The organism is Niveispirillum sp. FG148, from assembly GCF_057809655.1.
The window spans coordinates 71,536-92,527 of sequence record NZ_JBMDKJ010000002.1 but is presented as its reverse complement, the minus strand read 5'-3'; the positions used below and the strand labels follow the sequence as shown (position 1 = coordinate 92,527).

At 65.8% G+C, this 20,992-nt stretch carries 17 protein-coding genes; 12 read left to right on the top strand and 5 right to left on the bottom strand.

The features are described 5' to 3' along the window. The 7 genes from ACODTW_RS02280 (at window position 1) to ACODTW_RS02250 (ending at window position 8,925) form a co-directional block, all read left to right on the top strand. Window positions 1–783, top strand: a complete 783-nt coding sequence (locus ACODTW_RS02280) for an alpha/beta fold hydrolase (RefSeq protein ID WP_488944253.1) — start codon at window positions 1–3, stop codon at window positions 781–783. Window positions 784–867: 84 nt separating this feature from the next. Further along, complete coding sequence (locus tag ACODTW_RS02275) at window positions 868–2,439, top strand: B12-binding domain-containing radical SAM protein (protein WP_488944252.1); 1,572 nt, start codon at window positions 868–870, stop codon at window positions 2,437–2,439. Beyond that, complete coding sequence (locus ACODTW_RS02270) at window positions 2,436–4,910, top strand: B12-binding domain-containing radical SAM protein (RefSeq protein ID WP_488944251.1); 2,475 nt, start codon at window positions 2,436–2,438, stop codon at window positions 4,908–4,910. The genes ACODTW_RS02275 and ACODTW_RS02270 overlap by 4 nt, the downstream gene beginning before the upstream one ends. Next, a complete protein-coding gene (locus ACODTW_RS02265; protein WP_488944250.1) occupies window positions 4,907–5,713 on the top strand; it encodes a class I SAM-dependent methyltransferase in 807 nt (268 codons plus the stop codon). The genes ACODTW_RS02270 and ACODTW_RS02265 overlap by 4 nt, the downstream gene beginning before the upstream one ends. Then, window positions 5,710–7,161, top strand: a complete 1,452-nt coding sequence (locus tag ACODTW_RS02260; protein ID WP_488944249.1) for a B12-binding domain-containing radical SAM protein — start codon at window positions 5,710–5,712, stop codon at window positions 7,159–7,161. Before ACODTW_RS02265 ends, ACODTW_RS02260 begins: the two co-directional genes overlap by 4 nt. Then, the gene (locus tag ACODTW_RS02255) at window positions 7,154–8,203 is read left to right on the top strand and encodes a glycosyltransferase family 4 protein (protein WP_488944248.1); all 1,050 of its coding nucleotides are present in this window, start codon (window positions 7,154–7,156) and stop codon (window positions 8,201–8,203) included. Before ACODTW_RS02260 ends, ACODTW_RS02255 begins: the two co-directional genes overlap by 8 nt. Then, a complete protein-coding gene (locus tag ACODTW_RS02250; RefSeq protein ID WP_488944247.1) occupies window positions 8,200–8,925 on the top strand; it encodes a methyltransferase in 726 nt (241 codons plus the stop codon). Before ACODTW_RS02255 ends, ACODTW_RS02250 begins: the two co-directional genes overlap by 4 nt. On the opposite strand, the gene ACODTW_RS02245 is transcribed toward ACODTW_RS02250, so the two are convergent. Genes ACODTW_RS02245 through ACODTW_RS02230 form a run of 4 tightly spaced genes read right to left on the bottom strand, consistent with a single transcriptional unit; the run spans window position 8,910 to window position 14,567 of the window. Beyond that, window positions 8,910–9,827 carry a hypothetical protein gene (locus tag ACODTW_RS02245; protein ID WP_488944246.1) on the bottom strand — a complete coding sequence of 306 codons (918 nt, stop codon included), beginning with the start codon at window positions 9,825–9,827 and terminating at the stop codon, window positions 8,910–8,912. The two genes, ACODTW_RS02250 and ACODTW_RS02245, sit on opposite strands and share 16 nt — an antisense overlap. Then, entirely contained in the window at window positions 9,824–10,864 is a 1,041-nt protein-coding gene (locus ACODTW_RS02240) for a polysaccharide deacetylase family protein (protein WP_488944245.1), read from the bottom strand. The genes ACODTW_RS02245 and ACODTW_RS02240 overlap by 4 nt, the downstream gene beginning before the upstream one ends. A gap of 11 nt (window positions 10,865–10,875) precedes the next feature. After that, on the bottom strand, window positions 10,876–13,392 hold the full coding sequence (locus tag ACODTW_RS02235; protein WP_488944244.1) for an MtrB/PioB family outer membrane beta-barrel protein: 2,517 nt from the start codon (window positions 13,390–13,392) through the stop codon (window positions 10,876–10,878). Beyond that, the gene (locus ACODTW_RS02230) at window positions 13,389–14,567 is read right to left on the bottom strand and encodes a DmsE family decaheme c-type cytochrome (protein ID WP_488944243.1); all 1,179 of its coding nucleotides are present in this window, start codon (window positions 14,565–14,567) and stop codon (window positions 13,389–13,391) included. Before ACODTW_RS02230 ends, ACODTW_RS02235 begins: the two co-directional genes overlap by 4 nt. Window positions 14,568–14,710: 143 nt before the next feature. On the opposite strand from ACODTW_RS02230, the gene ACODTW_RS02225 reads away from it, so the two are divergent. From ACODTW_RS02225 to ACODTW_RS02215, 3 genes are read left to right on the top strand one after another with little or no spacing between them, the layout of a single operon-like run. Further along, the gene (locus ACODTW_RS02225) at window positions 14,711–14,833 is read left to right on the top strand and encodes a hypothetical protein (RefSeq protein ID WP_488944242.1); all 123 of its coding nucleotides are present in this window, start codon (window positions 14,711–14,713) and stop codon (window positions 14,831–14,833) included. Beyond that, entirely contained in the window at window positions 14,830–15,366 is a 537-nt protein-coding gene (locus ACODTW_RS02220) for an RNA polymerase sigma factor (protein ID WP_488944241.1), read from the top strand. The genes ACODTW_RS02225 and ACODTW_RS02220 overlap by 4 nt, the downstream gene beginning before the upstream one ends. Window positions 15,367–15,392: 26 nt before the next feature. Next, window positions 15,393–16,085 carry an anti-sigma factor family protein gene (locus ACODTW_RS02215; RefSeq protein ID WP_488944240.1) on the top strand — a complete coding sequence of 231 codons (693 nt, stop codon included), beginning with the start codon at window positions 15,393–15,395 and terminating at the stop codon, window positions 16,083–16,085. A gap of 5 nt (window positions 16,086–16,090) precedes the next feature. Here the strand turns inward: ACODTW_RS02215 and ACODTW_RS02210 are convergent, their stop codons facing one another. Next, window positions 16,091–17,440 carry a DUF1329 domain-containing protein gene (locus ACODTW_RS02210; protein ID WP_488944239.1) on the bottom strand — a complete coding sequence of 450 codons (1,350 nt, stop codon included), beginning with the start codon at window positions 17,438–17,440 and terminating at the stop codon, window positions 16,091–16,093. A 207-nt stretch (window positions 17,441–17,647) separates the two neighbouring features. Here ACODTW_RS02210 and ACODTW_RS02205 point away from each other — a divergent pair, with 207 nt between their 5' ends. Further along, window positions 17,648–19,171 (top strand): DUF1302 domain-containing protein, encoded by a 1,524-nt coding sequence (locus ACODTW_RS02205; RefSeq protein ID WP_488944238.1) that lies wholly within the window; start codon window positions 17,648–17,650, stop codon window positions 19,169–19,171. Between the two features lie 79 nt (window positions 19,172–19,250). Then, complete coding sequence (locus tag ACODTW_RS02200; protein ID WP_488944237.1) at window positions 19,251–20,933, top strand: ABC transporter ATP-binding protein; 1,683 nt, start codon at window positions 19,251–19,253, stop codon at window positions 20,931–20,933. Window positions 20,934–20,992 lie beyond the last annotated feature (59 nt).

Below are 20,992 nucleotides of genomic sequence, written 5' to 3'. Positions count from 1 at the left end.
ATGGCCATCGACCTTGCTGTGGCCGATGGCGCGCTGTCGGTGGAAAGGGTGGGGCAGGGGACGCCGGCGCTGCTGATGCTGCACGGCTGGACCCTGGACCGGCGCATGTGGCGGCCGCAGGTGGCGGACCTGTCAGGGTCATTCACGCTGCTGCTGCCCGACCGTCGCGGCTTCGGACAATCGTCGGCCCCGCCCGGACTGGCGCGGGAAGTGGAGGACATCCCGGCCCTGCTGGACCATTTCGGAATGGAAACGGCTGTTCTGGTCGCCCATTCCCAGGCGGGACGCGTCGCGCTTCACGCCGCTGCCCGCCATCCGGGCCGGGTGGCGGGCTTGGTCCTGCTGGCCAGTCCCCATGATGCAGAACCGCCCGATCCCGCGCAGGAGCCCGCGCTGCCGCTTGCCCGGCTGGTGGAACTGGTGCGGGCGGGTGACCTGCCGGCGGCGCGCACGCTCTGGCGGTCACATCCGATGCTGAAGGTGCCGGACATGGCGACATCACGGATGTTGGACGAGGTGCTGGGCGACTATCAGGGCCGAGATCTGTTGGTTCCGCCCGAACCGCTGCCGGTGGACGATGCCCTGCTGCAGATGGTGTCCTGCCCGGCCCATGTCATTGTCGGTGATGGCGATGCGCCATCCCGGCTGCGTGCCGCCGCACGCTGCGCTAGTGGCCTGCGCCATGCCCGCCTGACCGTGCTGCCGCGGGCCGGCCATATGGCCAATGTCAGTCACGCCGCGGCCTGCAACACCATCATCCGGTCCTTCATCGCCGCGCTTTGACGCGACGACTGCGCGTTTTCTCCAACCATCGGGAATAAACCCGCTTCCCCGCCCGTCCAGGATTGGAAGGAGCGGGAGAAGCCGATGGATGGTCAGTTCGATAAAGAATGTGAGGCGGTGGCGGAAGGCCCGCCGCTGTCGCGTCCCGGCGTGGTCCTGTTCAACCCCTGGGCCACCAGCCGACCGCGCGTGCCGAACAGCATCTTGCATCTGGCTGCCATCCTGGACCGCGATTTCGACGTGGAACTGGTGGACGGCAACCGGGAGGCCGATCCCTGGCCCACCATCCGGGCGCTGCTGGCCAGCGGCCGCTATCGCTATTTCGGCTGTACGGTGATGCCGGGGCCGCAGCTGCGCCAGGCCGTACCCGTCACCCGCCAGGTGCGGGCGGAATTTCCCCAGGTGACCACGGTCTGGGGCGGTTATTTCCCATCCAACCAGCCGGACGCCGTGCTGCGGTCCGGCTGGGTCGACTATATCATCGACGGTCCGGCCGATACGGCCCTTCCGGAATTGCTGGCAGCACTGCATGCCGGCAAGGCGCCGGATGGCGTGCCCAGCATTATCCTGATGCGCGACGGTCAGGTAGTGCGCGCGGCCCGCGGGTCCATTCCCGATCCCGACGCCGTGCCATCGCTGCCGCTGGAAAATCTGGCCCGGCGCTATCCGTTGCAGCCCTATTTCCAGCGGACCTTCCTGGGCCGGCGCACCCACGCCATGCATACCAGCTTCGGCTGCCCCTTCACCTGTTCCTTCTGTGCGGTCGTGCCGATCTATCAGGGGCGGTGGAAGGCGCGGTCGGCGGCACTGGTGGCCGCGGATGTGTTGTCCATGCGTGACCGGTACGGCGTGGACGCCATCGAATTCACCGACAACAATTTCTTCGTTTCCGAAAAGCGCGTGGTGGATTTCGCCACCCGCCTGCTGGACCAGAAGGTGATCTGGTGGGGGGAAGGGCGGATCGACACGATCGACCGCTACAGCGATGCCAGTCTGGCCCTGATGCGCAAGGCCGGCTGCCGCATGATCTTCTTCGGTGCCGAAAGCGGGGATGACAGCATCCTGGCCCAGATCGACAAGGGCGGCAAACAATCGGGCGCGCAGATCCTGCGCTTTGCCCGCCGCCTGCTGGATCACGGCATCATCCCGGAATATTCCTTTGTTCTGGGCTTTCCCAAACCGACGGAGGCAGAGGTCTGGCAACAGATCCACCGCGATATCGCCTTCATCCGGGAATTGAAGCGGCAGGCCCCGGAAACGGAGATCATCCTTTACATCTACAGCCCCGTGCCGACCGAAGGCAGCGCCCTGCACCGGCAGATCGTGGAGGCGGGCTTCAGCTTTCCCCAGACGCTGGAAGACTGGCTTTCGCCAGCCTGGGAGAATTTCGACCTGCACCGCAATCCGCTGACGCCCTGGCTGACGCCGGCCATGGTTCGGCATATCCATGATTTTGAAACGGTGTTGAACGCCCGCTATCCGACCCGCACCGATTTCACGGTGGGCCGCGCCAGCCGGCTGCTGATGCCCTGGCTGGCGGCCCTGCGCTACCGGTTGGGCCTTTACCGGCGTCCGCTGGAACTGAAGGCCGTGCAGAAGCTGCTGCGCTATACCAGGCCGGAGATCGAAGGCTTCCGTGCGGAGGCCAGCCTGTGAAAATCCACCCTTTGCGCGCCGCCGCCGATGCCGCCGTAATGGATCCGCTGGATGCGGCCATTCTGCGCGTGCTGGCCTATCACGACCTTTTCCGTCATCCGTTGATGGTGGAGGAAATCCAGCAGGCGCTGAGCCTGCCGGGGGCCACGCTATCGGAACTGATACTGGCCCTGCATCGGCTGGGGGGCCTGGGGCTGGTTCAGTGCCATGATGGCCGGTATTTCGCCCTGGCCGATGTCGCGGCGCGCGTCGAGCAGCGCAAGGCGATGAACGACCGGGCGGCAGCGGCGATGCCGCAGGCGGTGGCCCTGGGCCGTGGCTTGATGCGTCTGCCCTTCGTGCGCGCCGTGGCCATCTCCGGATCGCTGTCCAAGGGCGTTCTGGCTGAGGATGGGGATTTTGATTATTTCGTCATCACCCATCCCGGTCGGTTATGGATCGTGCGCACCCTGATCCGGTTGCGCTCCCGCCTGCTGCCCGATCCGGAACTGCTCTGCGCCAATTACCTGATCGATGGGGCGGCCCTGGACCTGAGCCAGCGGGACGGCTTCACGGCGATCGAACTGCTGAGCCTGATCCCGGTGGCCGGTCACCGGCATATCCGGGATTTGCGCGCCCGCAATGCCTGGGCCTTCGCGGACCTGCCCAACGCGGTGCCGGCAGAACCGGTGGCGGACAGACAGGTCCGGCCGTCCCCGGTCGCGCGCCTGGCCGAATTCGTCCTGGCCGGCCCCATTGGCGATGTGCTGGAGCGGTTGCTGCTGTTGGCGACGCGGGTCTGGGTGCGTCGCTGCGTGCCGGATTTCGCGCTGCTGGAAGCGCGGGGCGCCCTGCTGCTGAGGCCGCAGGTGGCGAAGATACACACCAAGGATTGGCGCAACCGCACTTTGCGCCGTTTTCAGGACAGTCTGGACAGAATGGAACGCCAGGGCGGCATGAGCATCGACCGTGGGGTGGAGGCGCGCAATCTCGTCGTCGCTTCCAGCTTCTTCTATCGCTTCGACGAGAAACAATGGCGCACGGCCCAGCCCTATCCGCCGCTGGGCACGCTGTATGCGGCCGGGGTGGCACGGGTGGCGGGGTTCGATGTCTCCCTGTTCGATGCCGGGCTGGCGGAGAGCGAACAGGGCTTCGTCGCCCTGATCGATGAAAAGCGCCCCGGCATCGTCGTCCTGTACGAGGACGGGTTCAATTACCTGACCAAGATGTGCCTGACCCGCATGCGCGAGGCGGCCCTGGGCATGGTGGCGCTGGCGCGTGCCCGCGGTGCCAAGGTGGTGGTGTGCAGTTCCGATGCCACCGATCATGCCAGCCGCTATCTGGCCGCCGGCGCCCATGCCGTCATCGCGGGCGAGGGGGAGGAGACGCTGCGCGCCGTGCTGGACGCCTGGCACGACGGCCGGTCGCTGGACGGGATCCCCGGCATCATCCATGTTCCGGCCGCAGTGGAAAGGGCCAGTGCTGCCCTGGTTTCCAGCGCACGCCGACCTGTCCTGCGCGATCTGGACAGCCTGCCGCGTCCGGCCTGGGACCTGGTCGAAATGGACGCCTATCGCCGGGTCTGGCGGCGGGCGCATGGCTATTTCTCCTTGAACATCTCCACCACGCGCGGCTGCCCCTATAGCTGTAACTGGTGCGCCAAGCCCATCTATGGCAACCGCTACAATTCCCGCTCTCCGGAAAGCGTGGTGGCGGAGATCGCCGATCTGATTGCCGCCTATCAGCCCGACCATTTCTGGATCACCGACGATATTTTCGGCCTGAAGCCCGGCTGGATCAAACGCTTCGCCGAACTGGTCCGCGAACGCGGGCTGCGCTTCCGCTACACGATCCAGTCGCGCGCCGATCTGCTGTCGAAGGGTGATGTGCTGGAAGACCTGGCGGCGTCCGGGCTGGATACGGTGTGGATCGGGGCGGAAAGCGGTTCCCAACGCATCCTGGATGCGATGGACAAGGGGATCAGCCGGGACCAGATCGACACGCTGGTGCCACGCCTCCGCGCCCTGGGCGTGCGGTCGGCCTTGTTCCTACAATTCGGTTATCCGGGAGAGACGCGGGCCGATATCGAGCACACCATCGACATGGTTACAAGGTTGATGCCGGACCAGATCGGCATCTCCGTCTCCTACCCGCTGCCCGGCACTGTCTTCTATGACCGGGTGCGGGCAGCCCTGGGCGACAAGACCAACTGGACCGACAGCGACGATCTGGACCTGATGTTCCCCGGCGCCTACAGCCCCGGCTTCTATCGCCGTCTGCACCGCTATGTGCATCGGCGCTTCGCCGTGGCCCGCGCGCTGAACATCCTGATGGGGCGACTGCCGGAGCGTCGGGCCGGCGGCAGGCTGCGGGGATTGCTGACGCTTGCCCGGCATGCGCTGCCACTGGCCATCGGCCTGCTGCGGTTGCGGCTGGAACGGCCGCGCCCCGATGCGCCCGTGATGACCACCCAGGCGGGGGCCACATCATGAGCATGGTCGCCTTCGATGACGCCGCCGCAAGCTATGACGCCGACTTTACCGACAGTCTGGTCGGTCGGGCGCAGCGTAATCTGGTCTGGGCACATCTGATGCCCCTGCTCGACACGCTGGGGCGTCCGGCTGACGTGCTGGAAATCAATTGCGGCACCGGGGAGGACGCCTTGCGTCTGGCGGCGGCCGGCTACAATGTTCTGGCCACCGATATTTCCGCCGGCATGCTGGCCGAAACGCGGCGCAAGGTTGCCGCCGCCGGCCTGGGCGACAGGTTGATGACGGCGCAATTGTCGGCGCAGATGCTGTCGGCGGCGCGGCTGGAACGGCAATTCGATCTGGTCCTGTCCAATTTCGGCGGGCTGAACTGCCTGGACCCGGCGGAAATGGCGGCATTGGCCGGGCAGCTGGCCGGGCTGGTCCGGCCCGGCGGGCGTGTTGTGCTGGTGGTCATGCCGCATCTCTGCCTGTGGGAGGTGGGCTGGAACCTGCCACGCCTGCGCCCTTCTGCCGCCTTTCGCCGCTGGGGCCCGGGGCCGGTACCGGCCAAGGTGGGGGATGCCGCGTTCCCCATCTGGTATTACGGGCCGGATGAGTTGCGTCTGATGTTCCAGGCGGATTTCGACTGTCTTGCCATGCGCCCCATCGGTCTGGCCGTGCCGCCCAGTGCCTTGGAATCCGTCTTCGCCCATCGTCCGCGCGCAGTTGACTGCCTGGAGCGGATTGACCGCTCGCTGCCCGGCTGGGCGGCCCTGGCGGCGGCGTCTGACCATATGTTGCTGGATTTCCGGAGGCGGGGATGAGCCTGGTTCTGTCACATGGCTATTTCCTGGCCGACGATCCGGCAGAGCAGGCGGTTATGCGCCCCTATCCGCCGCTGGGGCTGCTGTCCATTTCCGCCTGGCTGGAACAGCAGGGTGTGGCGCATGAGGTGATCGACAATACCTTCGGGACCGAGGCGGCGTTTCGGGACCGGATGGCGACGCTTCGCCCCCGCCTGGCCGCCTTCTATGTCACCCTGATGACGCGCAAGGTGGTGCTGCGCCTGATCCGGGAATTAAGGGCATCGCCCCTGCATGCGGGGCTGGTGGTGGTGCTGGGCGGGCCGGATGCCCGCTATAACGCGGCGGATTACCTGCGCCATGGCGTCGATCTGCTGGTGGTGGGGGAGGGGGAGGAGACGATGGCGGCGCTTGCCACCCTGTCCCCCGCCGACCTGTGCGACCCATCAGTGCTGTCCGGCATTGCCGGGCTGGCCTATCGGGACGGGAAGGGAGAGCCCGCCTTCACGCCGGCCCGCGCCCATCTGCCGAAGCTGGATGACCTGCCGGTGCCGGCCCGCCACCGCATCGACCTGTCCCCCTATTTTAATGCCTGGCAAGGCGCGCATGGGCAGACATCGCTGAATGTCAGCACGCAGCGCGGCTGCCCCTATAGCTGTTCCTGGTGCAGCCGCGCCGTCTATGGCAAGAGCTACCGACGGCGGTCGCCGGACAAGGTGGTGGCGGAGCTGGCGGAGCTGACCCGGCTTTATGGTCCGGACCAGTTCTGGTTTGTCGATGATGTGTTCACCGTCAATCACCGCTGGCTGGCGGAGTTTGCCGAGGCGCTGGATGCCGCGAACCTGCGCATCCGCTATGAGTGCATTACCCGCGCCGATCGCATGAATGAACAGGTGGTGGCGCTTTTGGCCCGCACCGGCTGCATCCGGGTGTGGATCGGGGCCGAAAGCGGATCACAGCGCATCCTGGACGCCATGCACCGGCAGGTGACGGTGACGGCGGCCACCGCCATGATCCGCCAGGCCAGCGCTGCCGGGATCGAAACGGGCACCTTCCTGATGCTGGGCTATCCGGGAGAGGAGGAGGCGGATATCCTGGACACCGTCACCTATCTGAAGCGCGCCCGCCCGGACCGGTTCACGGTGACACTTGCCTATCCCATCAAGGGGACGGAACTGTATGGGGAACTGGACGGCCATGTCCAGTCGCCGGAATTCGCCACGGGCAGCGACCGGGAAAACCGCTTCCCCCGCACCTATTCCGACCGGTATTACGCCCATGCCCTGAAGTATTTACAGCACGAAGTGGCCTGGGACCGGCGGGATAACCGCACCCATCCGCGCGCCCTGGGGCACAAGTTGCGGGCGATGACGGCACGGCTGGGCATGGTGCTGGAACGCTGGCGGATGCCGGCCCGGCCTGATGCCCGCGCCCTGATTGACCTGTCCCCGGCGGCACCGGATGCGTGAGCGCCTGCATGTGGCCTTGCTGACGCCCGGATTTCCGGCCGATGAGGAGGATAGCGGCTGCATCCCCGCCCTTCAGGACTATGTGCTTGGGCTGCGGCGGGCGCGGCCGGATTGGCGGATCAGCGTCTTTGCGCTGCATTACCCGGCATGTCGGGCGCCCTATCTTTGGCAGGGGGTGGAGGTCATACCCATCGGTGGCGGTAACCGGCGCTGGCCGTTCAGCCCGCTGGCCCGTGCCCGTCTGCTGGCTTCCTTGTTCCGGGCCGGGCCCTTCGACCTGCTGCACGCCTTCTGGCTGGGAGATTGTGCGGGGCTGGGCCATCTGGTGGCCCGGCTGACCCGCCGTCCGCTGATCGTCACCCTGATGGGGCAGGAGGTGCGGCGGGTGGATCGCTGGCGCCGACTGATGGGGCGGCCCGGCTTCACGACCGTGGCCGTCAGCCCGTTCCAGCGACAAATCCTGCTGCGGACGGGCGGCCCGGATGCCGACCATACCATACCCTGGGGCGTGGAGGCGGCGGCACTGGTATCGACGGCGCGCGATATCGACCTGCTGGCGGTGGGCAACCTGATCCCGGTCAAGGACCCGCTGGGTTTTGTGCGGGTGGTGGCCAAGGTGGCGGCCCGCCGGCCGGGCCTGCGCGCCTGCTGGGCCGGCGGCGGGCCGATGCAGGCAGCGGCGGCGGCATTGGCAGCCGACCTGGGCATTGCCGACAATCTGCACTTTACCGGTGCGGTGCCGCGTGAGGTCGTGTTCGACCTGATGGAGCGCAGCCGGGTGCTGCTGCATATGGCAGAATTCGAGAGCTTCGCCATGGTTCTGGCCGAAGCGCGCGCCCATGGCATGCAGGTGGTCTCCCGCCCTGTCGGCATCGCGCCGGCCAGTCCCGGTCCCGGCTTCCATCTGGCCGACGGGGAGCCGGAGATGGTGGAGGCGGTTCAGGCCGCCCTGTCATCCCCGCCCGTGGCACCCACCCGGCCCTGGCCGCTGGAAGCGACGGTGGATGCTTATCTGGACCTGTATCGGGGGTTGGTCGCATGACGGTGACGGCGACACAAGGCGACCGCTGGATCGCAGCATTGCGCCGCCTGTTGCTGCGGCCGCTGACGCCGCTGCTGCAACGCTGGTTCCGGCGGCATTACGCCGTGGCGCGGCGCTGGCGCCGGCATGGGCTGGACATTATCGTTCAGCCAGGCGTGTTCCCGCCCGGCCCGACGATCAGCACCAGCGTGTTGCTGGATCATCTGGCCCGGCGCTTTCGGGACGGGATGCCGGCCGGTTTTCGGGCCCTGGATATGGGCTGCGGCACGGGGCTGGTCGGCCTGTTCCTGACGCGGTACGGGGCCTGGACGCTGGCCACCGACATCAATCCCGCCGCCATCGCCAATGCCAGGCTGAACGCTGCGCGCAACGGGCTGGCCTTGCCGGTGGCGGTGATGGACCAGATGACGGCGCTGCTACCGGCTGGTTTCGACCTGATCGCCATCACCCCGCCCTATTATCCCAGGCAGCCGGAGAGCATGGCCGAGCGTGCCTGGTTCTGCGGACCGGCATTCGAATATTTCCGGCAATTGGCGTCGCAACTGGCCGCCCTGGATTTGCAGGCGACGGAGGTGGTGATGGTCCTGTCGGAAGACTGCGACCTTGACGGTATCGCGGCTGTGCTGGCCGATGCGGGGCTGGGTTTCCGGGGCCTGCATGCCGAACGGCGCTGGCTGGAACGGACCTGGCTGCTGCGGGTGGTGGATCAGAAATTCTCGTAATCCGCAAAGCAGACGCGCAGCCCCTGGGCGGGCAGATCCAGACCCGGCCGCAGGGGGGCCGCTGTCAGGAACCAGCCATCGGGCGGCGGCCCCAGCAAGGCCGAAAGTCGGGCGTGCAGCGGGTCACGCCGGTCGACCATGAAGCGGACAGACGCCGCCCCAACATCGCGCGCCAGATGGCGCAGCCGGTCCAGCAGGGATGGTAATTCGGAATCCGACACAGAATCCACCCCACCTACCTTCAGCACCGATCCCGCCGATACCAGCAGACGATGACTGCACAACTCCACGGTCCGCGCGCCTATGGCGTGACGGCTGTGCAGATAGGCTGCGTCATGCCGGATGCGCCAATGGTCGGGCCCCGCGGCCACCATATCCACAGGCAGGCCGGGGGCGGACACGCCCGCCAGCCGCAGCGGTGCCCACAGCCGCCGCCGGATGCGCCCGGCCCAGCCCGCACCAGCCGCCACCGGCAGGTCAAACGGGTCGATGCGGGTCATCTCCCGATGGCCCAGGCGCCGCTTCAGCAGGGCTGCACTCATCGGGTTGCAGAAGCCGAAGGTCAGATCGCCGCCATCACGCGTGATCTCTTCCATCAACGCCTCATACAGCATGGGCGTGGCGCGGCCGTTGCGCAGGCTCCGGTCGATGAAGATGTCGCAAAGCTGCCAGCCGGTCAGCAGTCGGTCGCCCGCGTCGATCTGAAAGCCGATAGCGCCGATGCAGCCGACGGGGCGGGTGCCATCGTAAAGGATGCGGCCCTTGCCGGGGCGGACGGGGCCACCGGGGCCGTATTTGCGCCGCCAGCGATCGCCATCCAGGCGCTGGCCGGTGACGCCGGCAATGACCGCGACCATGTCCGAAACGGTGGCCGGTGTGACGGGGGTGATGGACAGGGTCATGCTCTATGAACCTCATGCCCGTAAAAGCCGCTGGCGGTGATGGCCCGCTGCGCCCGCGCGCTGATGAAGGGGTTGACGCCCAGCCGGCTGGTCAGGCGTGGATCGGTGACATCAGCGGCGCGCGCATAATCGGTCAGGCCCTGGCGGTCATGCCCGGCTTCCTGCGCCAGATCGGCCAGGTCGGGCGTGTAGTCGCCATCGGGCCAGGCGAAATCCACCACAGGCTGACCGGTGACATCGGTCAACCAGCGTCGGCCGATGGTCAGTTCCTGCCAGGCCTGCATCCGGGTCAGGGTAGGGAAGTTGCAATGGCTGACGCCGTGGGCGCCAATGGTGACCAGCGGGTGGCGGCCCAGCCGTGCCAATTCCCCTTCATCCAGCAGGCGCCAGTAATCCGCAAGCGCGGCCGGCAGGGCGGCGGCGGGACCATCCCTTTCCGCCAGGGCCGCCAGCAATGCCGTCAGAAAGGCGGGCGGGCTTGTCTTGCACAGGCGTTTCAGGGGCATGCCGTCGCCCACGCGGCGCCATTGCCGGGCCCCATCCTGCACAAACCGATCCCCCATCACGGTCAGCGGGTCCGGGGTGATCCAGGCGGCGATATCCAGGCGGTCGGCCCATAGAAAGGGGTCTGTGCAGCCACCAGGCAGGAAACCCGCCCCATGGTCCAGTTCGCCGACAGCGCGGATGGCCGTGACATAGAGGGTGGCCGGCACCCGCGCCGCCGCCAGCACGGGCAGGGCGTGGGTCAGAAAGTTGCGATAGCCATCATCGAAGGTCACGGCCACGCGCCGGCCGGGCGCATCCGGCTCGGCAAACAGCTCGGCCAGCGGCACAAAGCGCAGACCGGGAATGGCGGCCAGCAGAGACAGGTCCGCCGCCAGCCGGGCGGTGGAGACGAAACGGCTGTTGAAGCGCTGATCCCCCGTTGCCGTCACGCCGTGATAGATCAGTACCCGGCTGGCATGGGCCGGCATGGGCGCCCGTCGCCAGCCACGCAGTTCAAACCGCAGATTTGCGATCCGGGTCCGGAATGACATGCGGGCCGCCTTCAGAAACTGTACTGGAACAGCAGGCCGATGGTCTGCGCCGCATAATTCTCCGGCCGCACCCCCAGATAGGTATTGTCGCTGATGGCCCCGGCCTTCCCGCCCGTATAGTGGAAATCCACTACCCGTTCCTGCGCGAAACGGTAAAGGACGCGGTAGGAGAAGGCATCCGTCACCTGCTGACGCAGTTCGGCGCGCAAGGTGTGGCTGTTATAGGTGATGGCGGGGAAGCCGGTGCCGGCCTGGGCCGCCGTCATGACATCGAAGAAGGCGCCCGTGCTGGCGAAGGTATAGTCGATGGCGGTGCGGGCGTGGCTGAAGCTGTAATCGCCCGTCAGGGTGAAATCAGCCCAACTATGCTGGGCGGACAGCCCGGCGGTGTAGATGTCCGATCCCACTGTCTCCGTCCAGCCATTGGCCAGCGGATAGGCTTGACCACCGGCGGCACCGTTTGTTCCGGAACCGGTATGATTGATGTTGGCGACATCGCGGTCCTGGCCCTGCCAGGTCAGGAAGCCCGTCATCCGCGTTGCGGCCGACATCTGATAGCTATAGGCCGTGGTGATGTCCCAGCCATTGGTCGATTTCAGGCCATAGGCGGCGTCATAGTCGTTGACCTTGATGCTGCCGGTCAGTTGCAGGTCGCTGCGCGGCGTGACGATGTAGTTGGCCTGGGCGCGCAGGACATGCTGCGTGCGGTCGGCCACGTCAAATTTACGCAGGTCCGACAGGACCCAGGCCACATCGCCCGCCGCGGTCGCCGGCCGATAACCGGGCAGCGAGGTCGAATAATAGGGGCCATAGGGGTTGGATGTGTAATCGCTGCCTGTGCGCCGGGCATATTCATAACTGAGCCGCGCCGTGCCCCATTCATAGCCCGTACTGGACAGTTGGATGCGGCCGATATGGTCGCTGCTGTCCGTCACTTCCCGCACCGAATGATCGATGCTGTCATGGGTGTAGGACAGGTCAAGCTTCCAGTGCTTGTCCAGCCGGTAATCGGCCTTGGCTTTCAGCGTCATCCGATCATTGGCAAAGGGCATGTTGCGGATCTGGACCCGGCTGCCCGGCCGGTCGGGACGATAGATGCCGCTTTGTGACGGGATGAAGGGCGCCAGCCCGCCATCAATGGCGATATAGCCATATTGGTTGGTCAGCGGGTTGAAGGCGACATAGTTGGTCTTGTTCTCCTCGTTCCGCATCCGCCCTTCCAGAGTAAGGCCCAGGTCGGGGGAGACCGTGTAATGGTACTGCATCATGGCGTTCAGCACGTTGATGGCAGCATCCGCCGTCTGCTGGCTGAGGGCGGAAGTGCTGTTCCATTGGTCCAGATTGATGCTGTCGCCGCCGCTGGCAATGGTGCCGGACCCTATGGTGGGCGCGATCAGCATGTCGTCCTGGCGCATCATGCTGTAAGAGACGCTGCCCGTCAGGCGCGATGCCTTCGACAGGTCCAGCGCCATGTCGCCCTTGAAACTGTGGGCGCTGTTGTCGGGCGGCAGGCTGAGGCGGCCTTCCGCCGGCACATACATGCCGGGAGCGTTGATGGAATTCAGCCCCGGATTTTGCCAGACCAGTTCCCGGTTATCGTTGCGGAAGAACGATCCCCCATAGGCCAGATTGGCCATGAGACGACCTTCCCGGTAACGCAGGCCCGTGGTGACATCGAAGGTCTGATAGTCGATGGGCTGGATGATCTGGGTGGCGCCGTTCTGGAAGGGATAGCCGAAGGTGGCGCTGATCGGCTGGGTGCCCTTGCGCAGTTCCGCACTGGTGCGCATGAACAGTTCGGTCTGTTCATCCACCGCGTAGGTCAGGTTGCTGCCCGCCTTCTCGCGCGTGATGCGCAGGGCCGTGGGGCCGGCGGCGGCGGCCACGGCATTGACCTGGGCGGCCGTGGACGCGCCGGGCTTCAGTGCCGCCGTCAGGGTCAGCCGATCACTGCCCATCCCGTCCCACAGCGACCGCGCGGTGGTGGCATAGGTGTGCGGGATGCTGTCGAAATACCAGAGCGTGTTGAACACGCCATAGCGCCCGACCTCCACCTGATAATACTGGTCATTGCGGCCGACATTCTGGCCGATGGCCGACACATGCAGGGCCGTGCGCCGGTTTTCCGCCAGAAAGCCGATGCTGGTCAGGACCGGCCCGCTGTTCCAGGCGCCATATTCCTTCAGCGCCGCCGCCCCGTCATTCTTGCCGAAGGTGCCGATGACCCCGCCTTCGGCCCAGCGCAGCAGCCACCAGTCAGGGTCGCCACTGGCCTGCACCATCTCCGGCGTGCGGTAGGGCAGCGGGTAGAGCAGGCCCGTCGGCGTGCGGGTGATATCGTCCAGGGCCGACAGTCCGTCGCTGTCGCGCCGCCGGTCCAGCCATTGGCCCTGCGGGTTCAGGACATTGCCCGGCCCGCCATAGCCGGTGCCGGCGCTGTCCGCCAGTGCCGGCACCATGGCCGTGCCGTTCAGCAGGGCCGCCATCAGAACGCAGTGCCGGGGGGAGAGGTGCCGCCGCTTGCTCATCGTTCGAACCTGGAGCCGGAGGGAGAGTTCGAGCCATGCACGTTGGTATGGCAGGTGGAGCAGGAGGTGCCGATCAGTCGCGGGTCGGCCATCACACCCTGGGCCATGTTGCCCGCCGTCAGCAGTGCGCCAGGGTGGCTGGACTGCGAATGGCACTGCTGGCACAAGACGGGACGCGGCACGGTCAGCAGCGCCTCGAAATTCGATCCGTGCGGGGAATGGCAGTTCAGGCAGCTGTCACGCACGGGCGCATGTTCGAACAGGAACGGCCCGCGCTTTTCGGCGTGGCAGGTGAAGCAGATCTCGTTCACGCTGTCCGCCTTCAGCAGCGGCGCCGTGCTGGATCCATGCGGATTATGGCAGTCGGTGCAGGACAGCTTGCCTTCCAGCAGCGGCATGTGCGACCGGCGGGAGAATTCGGCATGCTGGGCCTTGTGGCACTGGAAGCAGGTTTCATTGATGCTTTCCCGCGCTGTCAGGCCGCGGGAACCGAAATTGGTCATCGGGTTATGGCAGTCTGAACAGCCGACCTGATTGCTGTCATGGATGCTCTGATGCCAGAAAATGCGCTGCCCGCCCTGGTGGCAGGTCAGGCACTGGCCGTTCTGTTCAGGCAGGGGCGTCTTGCTCTTCTTTGAGAAGGCGATGATTTTCGTCAGGTCGCTGGGGTCTTCGACATGGGCCGAGCCGGGACCGTGGCAGGCCTCGCAGTTCTGGGTCTGCTGCTGCGTGCGCGGGTTCAGGCCGAAGACCTTGGCATGCACCGTGTGCGCCCAGTTCATTGTCTCCTGCTGGTGACAGCCCGAACAGGTCTCCTGCCCGACGAAGCTGCTGTCGGACGGCGGCGGCGGTGCGGCCGCCGCCGCGGGTTCGGCCTTCATCTCCTTCTCCGCATCGACGCTGGCCAGCCAGGTCCAGGTCTGGCTGGCCTTTGCCTTCGGCGCCGACGCGGCGGCGGCCGTGGCCACCTGCGTCGGCACCGTACCGCCATGCAGGGCGGTGATGTCGGTGTCGATACGCGCCATCGCCGCATCATCCACCTTGCCGGCATGGATGCGCGCCATTTCAGACCGCAGGGCGGCCGGGTCGGGTGTCATGCCGACCGTTTGCGCCAGCGCGCCCGGCGTCAGGCCCAGCAGCAGCATGACGGATAGAATTGTTTGACGCAGCCTCATCCGGCCTCTCCCCACGATACCCGATCATCAGGACGGGTGGGGACGGCCGGATATTCCCGGCCGGATGAAAAAAAAGCTCTCAGGCGGAATTTTTATGCGGGGTGGGAATAAGCCGGCACTCCGCCCCGTCCATAGGACAAGAGGTGCAAAAGCGGTGTCGTCGTGGCTGGGAAGTGGATGATGGTGACTATATGCTGATGCGGCGAGGGGCCGTCGGTTCATGGATGGGCGGTGCCGGACCCGTGCCGGAGATCAACCTGCCGTGACGCGACCGCAACAGTTCGTAAATGCCCTGGTCACGCAGCTTCCGGCGCTGCGTCGCTATGCCATGGCGCTGGCGGGGAATGTCGCGCTGGCCGATGATCTGGTGCAGGATTGCGTCGAACGGGCCCTGAACCAATCGACGCAACTGCGGGAGATGGGAAGCCTGCCGGCTTGGCTACGCCGCATCCTGCGCAATCTCTATACGGACGAAATCCGCAAGGGCCGGACGCGTGGGGAGGAGCAGGACATCACCGAACTGGTCGACCATGTCGGCCTGTCCGAACCGCCGGTCGATACGGGCGCCGTCCGGGATTTCGTGACGGCGGTGAACCGGCTGGCGCCAGAACATCGTGAGATACTTCTGCTGGTCAGTGTCGAGGAATTGAGTTACCGCGAGATTGCGGAGGAGTTGAAGATTCCGATCGGAACCGTGATGTCGCGGCTGGCCCGCGCACGGGAGCGGTTGCGGTCGGTGATGCAGGGCGAAGGCGCGGAGATCATACCGCTGCCGCAGGGATCGAAAGACAGGACGTGAGCGAGCATCCCCCCTTAGACAACCAAATGACGGAGGAAGAGCTGCACGCCTTCATCGACGGCGAGTTGCCGCCCGATCGCGCCCGCGTGGTGGCGGCCATGATCCAGGCCGATGCGGCGCTGGCCGCCCGCGTGGAGGCTTTCCGCGCCGACAAGGAGATGATGAAGCGGATCTATGGTCCGCTGGCCGACCGCCCCCTGCCGGAACATCTGCTGCGTCTGGCGCGGTCGGGCACCACGCCCTCCCGGATGGGCTGGCGTCGGCTGGCCGTGGCGGCATCGGTCCTGTTCCTGGTCGTGACGGGCGGGCTGTGGCTGCGCCCGCCTGGGCCGGACGATGTTGTGGCACTGGCCCTTGCGGCCCGCAGCGAACCATTTACTTCGGTATCCGACGATCTTTCGCCCTATAACGAGGCGCTGAGCCGCATTGTCGAGGCTAAGGTGAAGGTGCCGGACCTGCGTCGGGCGGGCTATACCCTGGCCGGGCTGCAGGTCGAACAGGACGCGGCCACCCTTTCCTACCGCGATGGCGCGGGCAAGGTTTTCACCATCTATCTGCGGCAATCGGATGGAACCGTCCGTTTCGATCAGTTCAAGCGCGCTGACCTGCGCATCTGCATCTGGCAGGATGACCGCCTGGCCATGGTCATGGCGGGGGAAATGTCGGCAGCCGTGATGCAGAAGCTGGCCAGCATGGCCTATGTGGGACTGACGGCCTGATCACCTTACCGCACGGAACGGGCGGACAGGCTGTCGGGGCTGAACAAGGTGGCGGGGTGGGGAGCAGTCAGTTGGTAAGGGGCGGTTTCACCATTGAAGGCAAAGGTGAAGGCATAGCCGCCCAGTTCGAAATCATGGACGAACTGGCTGCCGATGATGACGGCCGGGACGTCCGGCATCAGGTACATTGTCGCCTGTCCGAATTTCCACAGCTTGCCCTGTTCGTCCCAACTGTCCGAATAGACGGCCATCCAGGTATCTTCGTCCAGATAGAGGCGCCGATGCGGCACCACATCATGCGCCCCGGGGGCCAGGGTTCCTTCCACGACCCAGACGCGGTGAAGCTCATAGCGCAGCGTGTCGGAATTGGGATGGCCCTTGGACAGGATGTCGCCAACCGGCAACTGATAGAGCCGGTTGTTGTTGTACGGAATATACATCTCCTTCTTGCCGACCAGCCGGAAACTGTAATGATCCAAGCCGCCGAAGAAGACGTAATATTCGTCCTGGTTCATGTAGCCGGCGGCATTGGGGTCCGGCACGTCGTAGGAGATGGGTGGCGCCTTGCGCACACGATGTTCACCGGGCAGCAACCGCCAGGCGGCGAAATCGTGCCGCCTGATATTGATGGGCTGCCAATAGAGATAGCCCTCGCCCAGGCGCGAAGCGGGTGCCGTGGCCAGCCGGATGGTCTTGAAATAATAGCCGTCCAGATCCTGAGGCTGCGCGCCGGGATAGTAATAGGGGAAGTCAGCGATTTCGCGATAGGCGCTGGTCAGTTCAACGACGCCATCGTCGGGAACGATATAGGTGCTGACCGTGAGATCCCGTGCCGGCCCCCAATAGGCAAGCAGATGGTTCCAGACCGCCTGGAACCCATCCTTGGGAATGGGGAAAGGAACCCCGCCGATGGCCCCTTCAACCCCATATTGGATGCCCTCTGCGGCCGGGCGGGCCTGGGTGGCATTGCGGAAGATGGCGTCATAGACGCTCTGCGGCGCGGCCGCCGTGCGGTGGGTCGGATAAATGTCCATCCGATAACCGGGCTGCGTCTGAAACAGATGTCTGGCCCCTTCCGGCAGTCGGTCGGCATGGTCCTTCCAGTTCTGCGCCGTGATAGTGAAAAGCGGCTTCTCTGCCGCGAAGGGATCGGGGCGCGCCCCCTTGACGGCGGAGGCGCGGTCCGCCAGGCCGCCCGTCCAGGCGGGAATGGTACCATCGGCGTTGCCGGCCCGTTCCGCCCCGACGGGCGTGAGGCTGGAATTCAGCAAGGCCGCGTCCTGCTCCCCCACCTGGGCGGCGGCGGGAAGATGGGAGGCCATCAGGATGAAGGACAGGAGGAAGAGACGGCGCATGAAATCCGGTTTCCGACGCCCGGCACAGGGACGGCTTTCTGCCCCCCCCTTGCCAGGGCGGGCCGAACCGTGGGGGGCAGCCTTGCCCTTATCGCCCGTCGCTGGCGTCGATCCGCGGGGCCGGGCGATCATTACCCAGGGGGAAGGGTGAAACAAGAGGCTTGTCGCCCCCGGCGGCCATTGTCCCCGGCCATCGCGACCGGTCCGATGCTGGCCGGGCTGACATTGATGCTGTCGGCTGCCATGCCGGTGACTGCCGCCGAGCTTTACCGTGACGATGCCATCGCGGTCCGCTGGGACAATCTGCTGCGCTACACACTGGCAAGTCGCGTCGCCCGCCAGGATACGGCTCTGCTGGACGATCTCAACTGGGACGATGGCGACCGCAATTTCACACGCGGTTTGATCTCGAATCGTCTGGATATTCTGTCCGCGCTGGATATGACGGCCGGCGACTGGGGACTGCATGCCAGTGCCGCTGCCTGGTATGATCAGGTTTATCGCAATGGCACGGATGCCCAGGCCCTGCCGGCCGCCAATGCAGGCACTGCGGCGCCGGGCCGTTTCGCCCCTGCCGTCCGTGATCTGTACGGACAGCATGCCGAGTGGCGCGAAGGGTTCGTCTATGGTTCCTTCACCGTGGCGGACATGCCGTTGTCGCTGCGGGTAGGGCGGCAGACCCTGCTGTGGGGTGAAAGCCTGTTCTATGACCCACAATCCATCGCCGCCGCGCAGGCACCCGTGGATTATACCCGTCCCGTCGGGGTACAGAGCGCCTATAGCAGCGATACCTATCGTCCGGTCGGGCAGGTGTCGCTGACCCTGCAGCCCACCGCCGATCTGGCCCTGTCATTCTACCACCAGCTTGAATGGCGACCGACCCGGCTGGCCGGCAGCGGCACCTATTTCTCCTATCTGGATCAGTTCGGTGCCGGGGCCGACCGACTCTATGTCGCGCCGGGGCGTTATCTGGTCCGGCGGCCCGACCGCGAACCGTCGGGCAAGGGGCAGTTCGGCCTGTCGCTGCATGCCGTGATCGGCGATGTCGACTACGGGCTTTACGCCCTGCGCTATAACGCCCTGGACCCGCAACATCTGCTGCGGGTCACCGAACCCGCCACTACGGGTCCCGTCGGCTATTACCGGCTGGTCTATCCTGGCGGCATTCAGCTTTACGGCGCCAGTGTCAGCGCGTCGGTCGGAGACGGGATGGTTTCAGGCGAGGCATCGTTGCGCCGTCATATGCCACTCTATCTGGCCGGATCGGCCGGAAGCGACGGGAGCGTCTACAACGCCTATGTCACGGGCCAGACATTGCATGGACAATTGTCGGTGACCCAGGCGCTGGGCCGATCCGCCCTGTGGGACAGTGCCGATCTGAATGCGGAAACCATGGTCGATAAGGTGCTGGACCATGATCCGGTATCGTTCAGGCCGCAATGGAAGGGAACCGCCACGAAAATAAGGGTGATGCTGGAACCCCGCTATTTCCGGGTCCTGCCCAACCTGGACCTGACGGTCCCCATTGGTGTCGGCTATACCATCTCCGGTCACAGTTTCGGATATCGGGTGCAGAATGCCGGGGCGGCTGACATGCAGTTGGCGGTAACAGCGACGTACCGGTCCGTCTGGAAGGCCAGCCTCAGCCTGACCCGTTATATGGGCCCGCCCGCAAAGCAGTGGCTGTCCGATCGCGACTATCTCGCGCTCAGCGTGACCCGGACCTTCTGACATGCGGGCCGATACGGAACCCGCGCGGCTTTGGCTGCGGTTGTTCGGGGGGATGTGGAACCGGTCGCGGGGTCGGCTGATGGTGTGGTGCGTGGGTACGGCCCTGGTGACGGCGGGTACCTGGGCGCAGACCAACCTGCTGACGCGCGTCATCGATGGCGTCTTCGTCGCGGGCGGGACCGCCGCGGAATTCCGGGGACTGGCTGGCGCGGCCATCCTGTTTGCGGCGCTGCGTGGGCTGGGTGCCTACTGGCAGACCGTGTCCCTGTCGGTGGCCGGTACGCAGGCCGTCTCCGAACTGCAAAAGCAGGTGGTGGCCCGCCTGATCGCGGCCGACCTCTCCTTCCTGCAAACACGGGTGTCGACCGGCGTGGTGACCCAGGTGCAGCGCGACACGCTGCTGGTCCAGAACATGCTGGGGCCGGGGCTGGGCGCCATGGGCCGCGACACCGTGACGGCGCTGGTCATTGCCGCCTGGATGTTCTGGGTCGATTGGCGGCTGACCCTGCTGACGATGCTGGCGTTGGGGCTGAGCGGCCTTCCCGTGCGCTGGCTGGGACGGCAGGCGGCGAGCCACTCCAACCGTCTGCATGAAGAGATTGCCCGCATGGCGGCGCGGCTGGGGCAGTTGTTACAGGGGATAAGGCAAGTCAAGATCTATCGGATGGAAAAGGCGGAGGTAGCGCAGGCCTGGGCGGCCATGGACCGTATGACGGACGCCTACGCCGCGGAAATCCGCGTCCACGCCCTTTCCATGCCCCTGTTGGAACTGGTGGGCGGGGTGGGATTGGCAGCCTTGGTTCTGATCGGTGGTGCGGGCCTGCCGGGGCTGGGCACGGGGACCTTGGTCACCTTCACCAGCGCCTTCGTGGCCTTGTCGCTGGTGTTGCGCCGCATCGCCTCTGCCCAGGTGGCCAGACGCAACGCCGATGCCGCCCTGGCGCGGCTGTTCGACCTGGCCGATCAGGCACCGGTCATCGGCGACAGACAGGGGGCGGGGATGCTGCCGGCATCGGCCGGTGCCATCCGTTTCGACCATGTCTGTTTTGGCCATGGGGACGGTCCGGCCGTGCTGGATGATCTGTGCCTGGACATCCCGGCGGGGGCTACGGTGGGGCTGGTCGGCCTTTCCGGTGCGGGTAAATCGACGGTGCTGAACCTGATTGCGCGTTTTCACGATCCGGAGTGCGGCCGCGTTCTGATCGACGGCATCGATATCCGCGATGTCACGCTTTCCTCGCTGCGGGCGCAGGTGACGCTGGTGAGCCAGGAGGGCGGCCTGTTCGACGACACGATCCACGCCAATATCGCCCAGGGCCAACCGGATGCCGACCGAGTTGCTGTGATGGCCGCCGCGCAGGCCGCGCATCTGGATGATGTCATCAGCCGCCTGCCGCGCGGATATGACACGCCCGTCGGCGAAGGGGGAACAAGGCTGTCGGCGGGCCAGCGTCAACGGCTGCTATTGGCGCGCGCCATCCTGAAGGACTCACCCATCCTGTTGCTGGACGAGGCAACAGCATCCCTTGATTCAGAAACAGAACAGGCGATTCAGGGCTTTCTGCAGGGTTTCGCGAAAGGCCGGACAACATTGATCGTCGCCCATCGCCTGCATACCATCATGCAGGCCGACATGATCTGCGTGTTGGCGGCAGGGCGGATCGCCGAAAAGGGAACCCACCCGGAACTGCTGGCCCGCCAGGGCCTCTATGCCCGTTTGTGGCAAAGCCAGCAGGGACCCGACCCGGCCCGGACGGTTTGATTGAATCGGGCCGGCCGCATTGGCCGTCGCTTTGAACAAGGGCCGTGGCACGCGTCGCT

Coding starts and splice junctions, on each gene's coding strand:
- ACODTW_RS02280 (WP_488944253.1), top strand. CDS start 1: ATGGCCATCGACCTTGCTGTGGCCGATGGCGCGCTGTCGGTGGAAAGG.
- ACODTW_RS02275 (WP_488944252.1), top strand. CDS start 868: ATGGATGGTCAGTTCGATAAAGAATGTGAGGCGGTGGCGGAAGGCCCG.
- ACODTW_RS02265 (WP_488944250.1), top strand. CDS start 4,907: ATGAGCATGGTCGCCTTCGATGACGCCGCCGCAAGCTATGACGCCGAC.
- ACODTW_RS02260 (WP_488944249.1), top strand. CDS start 5,710: ATGAGCCTGGTTCTGTCACATGGCTATTTCCTGGCCGACGATCCGGCA.
- ACODTW_RS02255 (WP_488944248.1), top strand. CDS start 7,154: ATGCGTGAGCGCCTGCATGTGGCCTTGCTGACGCCCGGATTTCCGGCC.
- ACODTW_RS02250 (WP_488944247.1), top strand. CDS start 8,200: ATGACGGTGACGGCGACACAAGGCGACCGCTGGATCGCAGCATTGCGC.
- ACODTW_RS02245 (WP_488944246.1), bottom strand. CDS start 9,827: ATGACCCTGTCCATCACCCCCGTCACACCGGCCACCGTTTCGGACATG.
- ACODTW_RS02240 (WP_488944245.1), bottom strand. CDS start 10,864: ATGTCATTCCGGACCCGGATCGCAAATCTGCGGTTTGAACTGCGTGGC.
- ACODTW_RS02235 (WP_488944244.1), bottom strand. CDS start 13,392: ATGAGCAAGCGGCGGCACCTCTCCCCCCGGCACTGCGTTCTGATGGCG.
- ACODTW_RS02230 (WP_488944243.1), bottom strand. CDS start 14,567: ATGAGGCTGCGTCAAACAATTCTATCCGTCATGCTGCTGCTGGGCCTG.
- ACODTW_RS02215 (WP_488944240.1), top strand. CDS start 15,393: ATGACGGAGGAAGAGCTGCACGCCTTCATCGACGGCGAGTTGCCGCCC.
- ACODTW_RS02210 (WP_488944239.1), bottom strand. CDS start 17,440: ATGCGCCGTCTCTTCCTCCTGTCCTTCATCCTGATGGCCTCCCATCTT.
- ACODTW_RS02205 (WP_488944238.1), top strand. CDS start 17,648: ATGCTGGCCGGGCTGACATTGATGCTGTCGGCTGCCATGCCGGTGACT.
- ACODTW_RS02200 (WP_488944237.1), top strand. CDS start 19,251: ATGGTGTGGTGCGTGGGTACGGCCCTGGTGACGGCGGGTACCTGGGCG.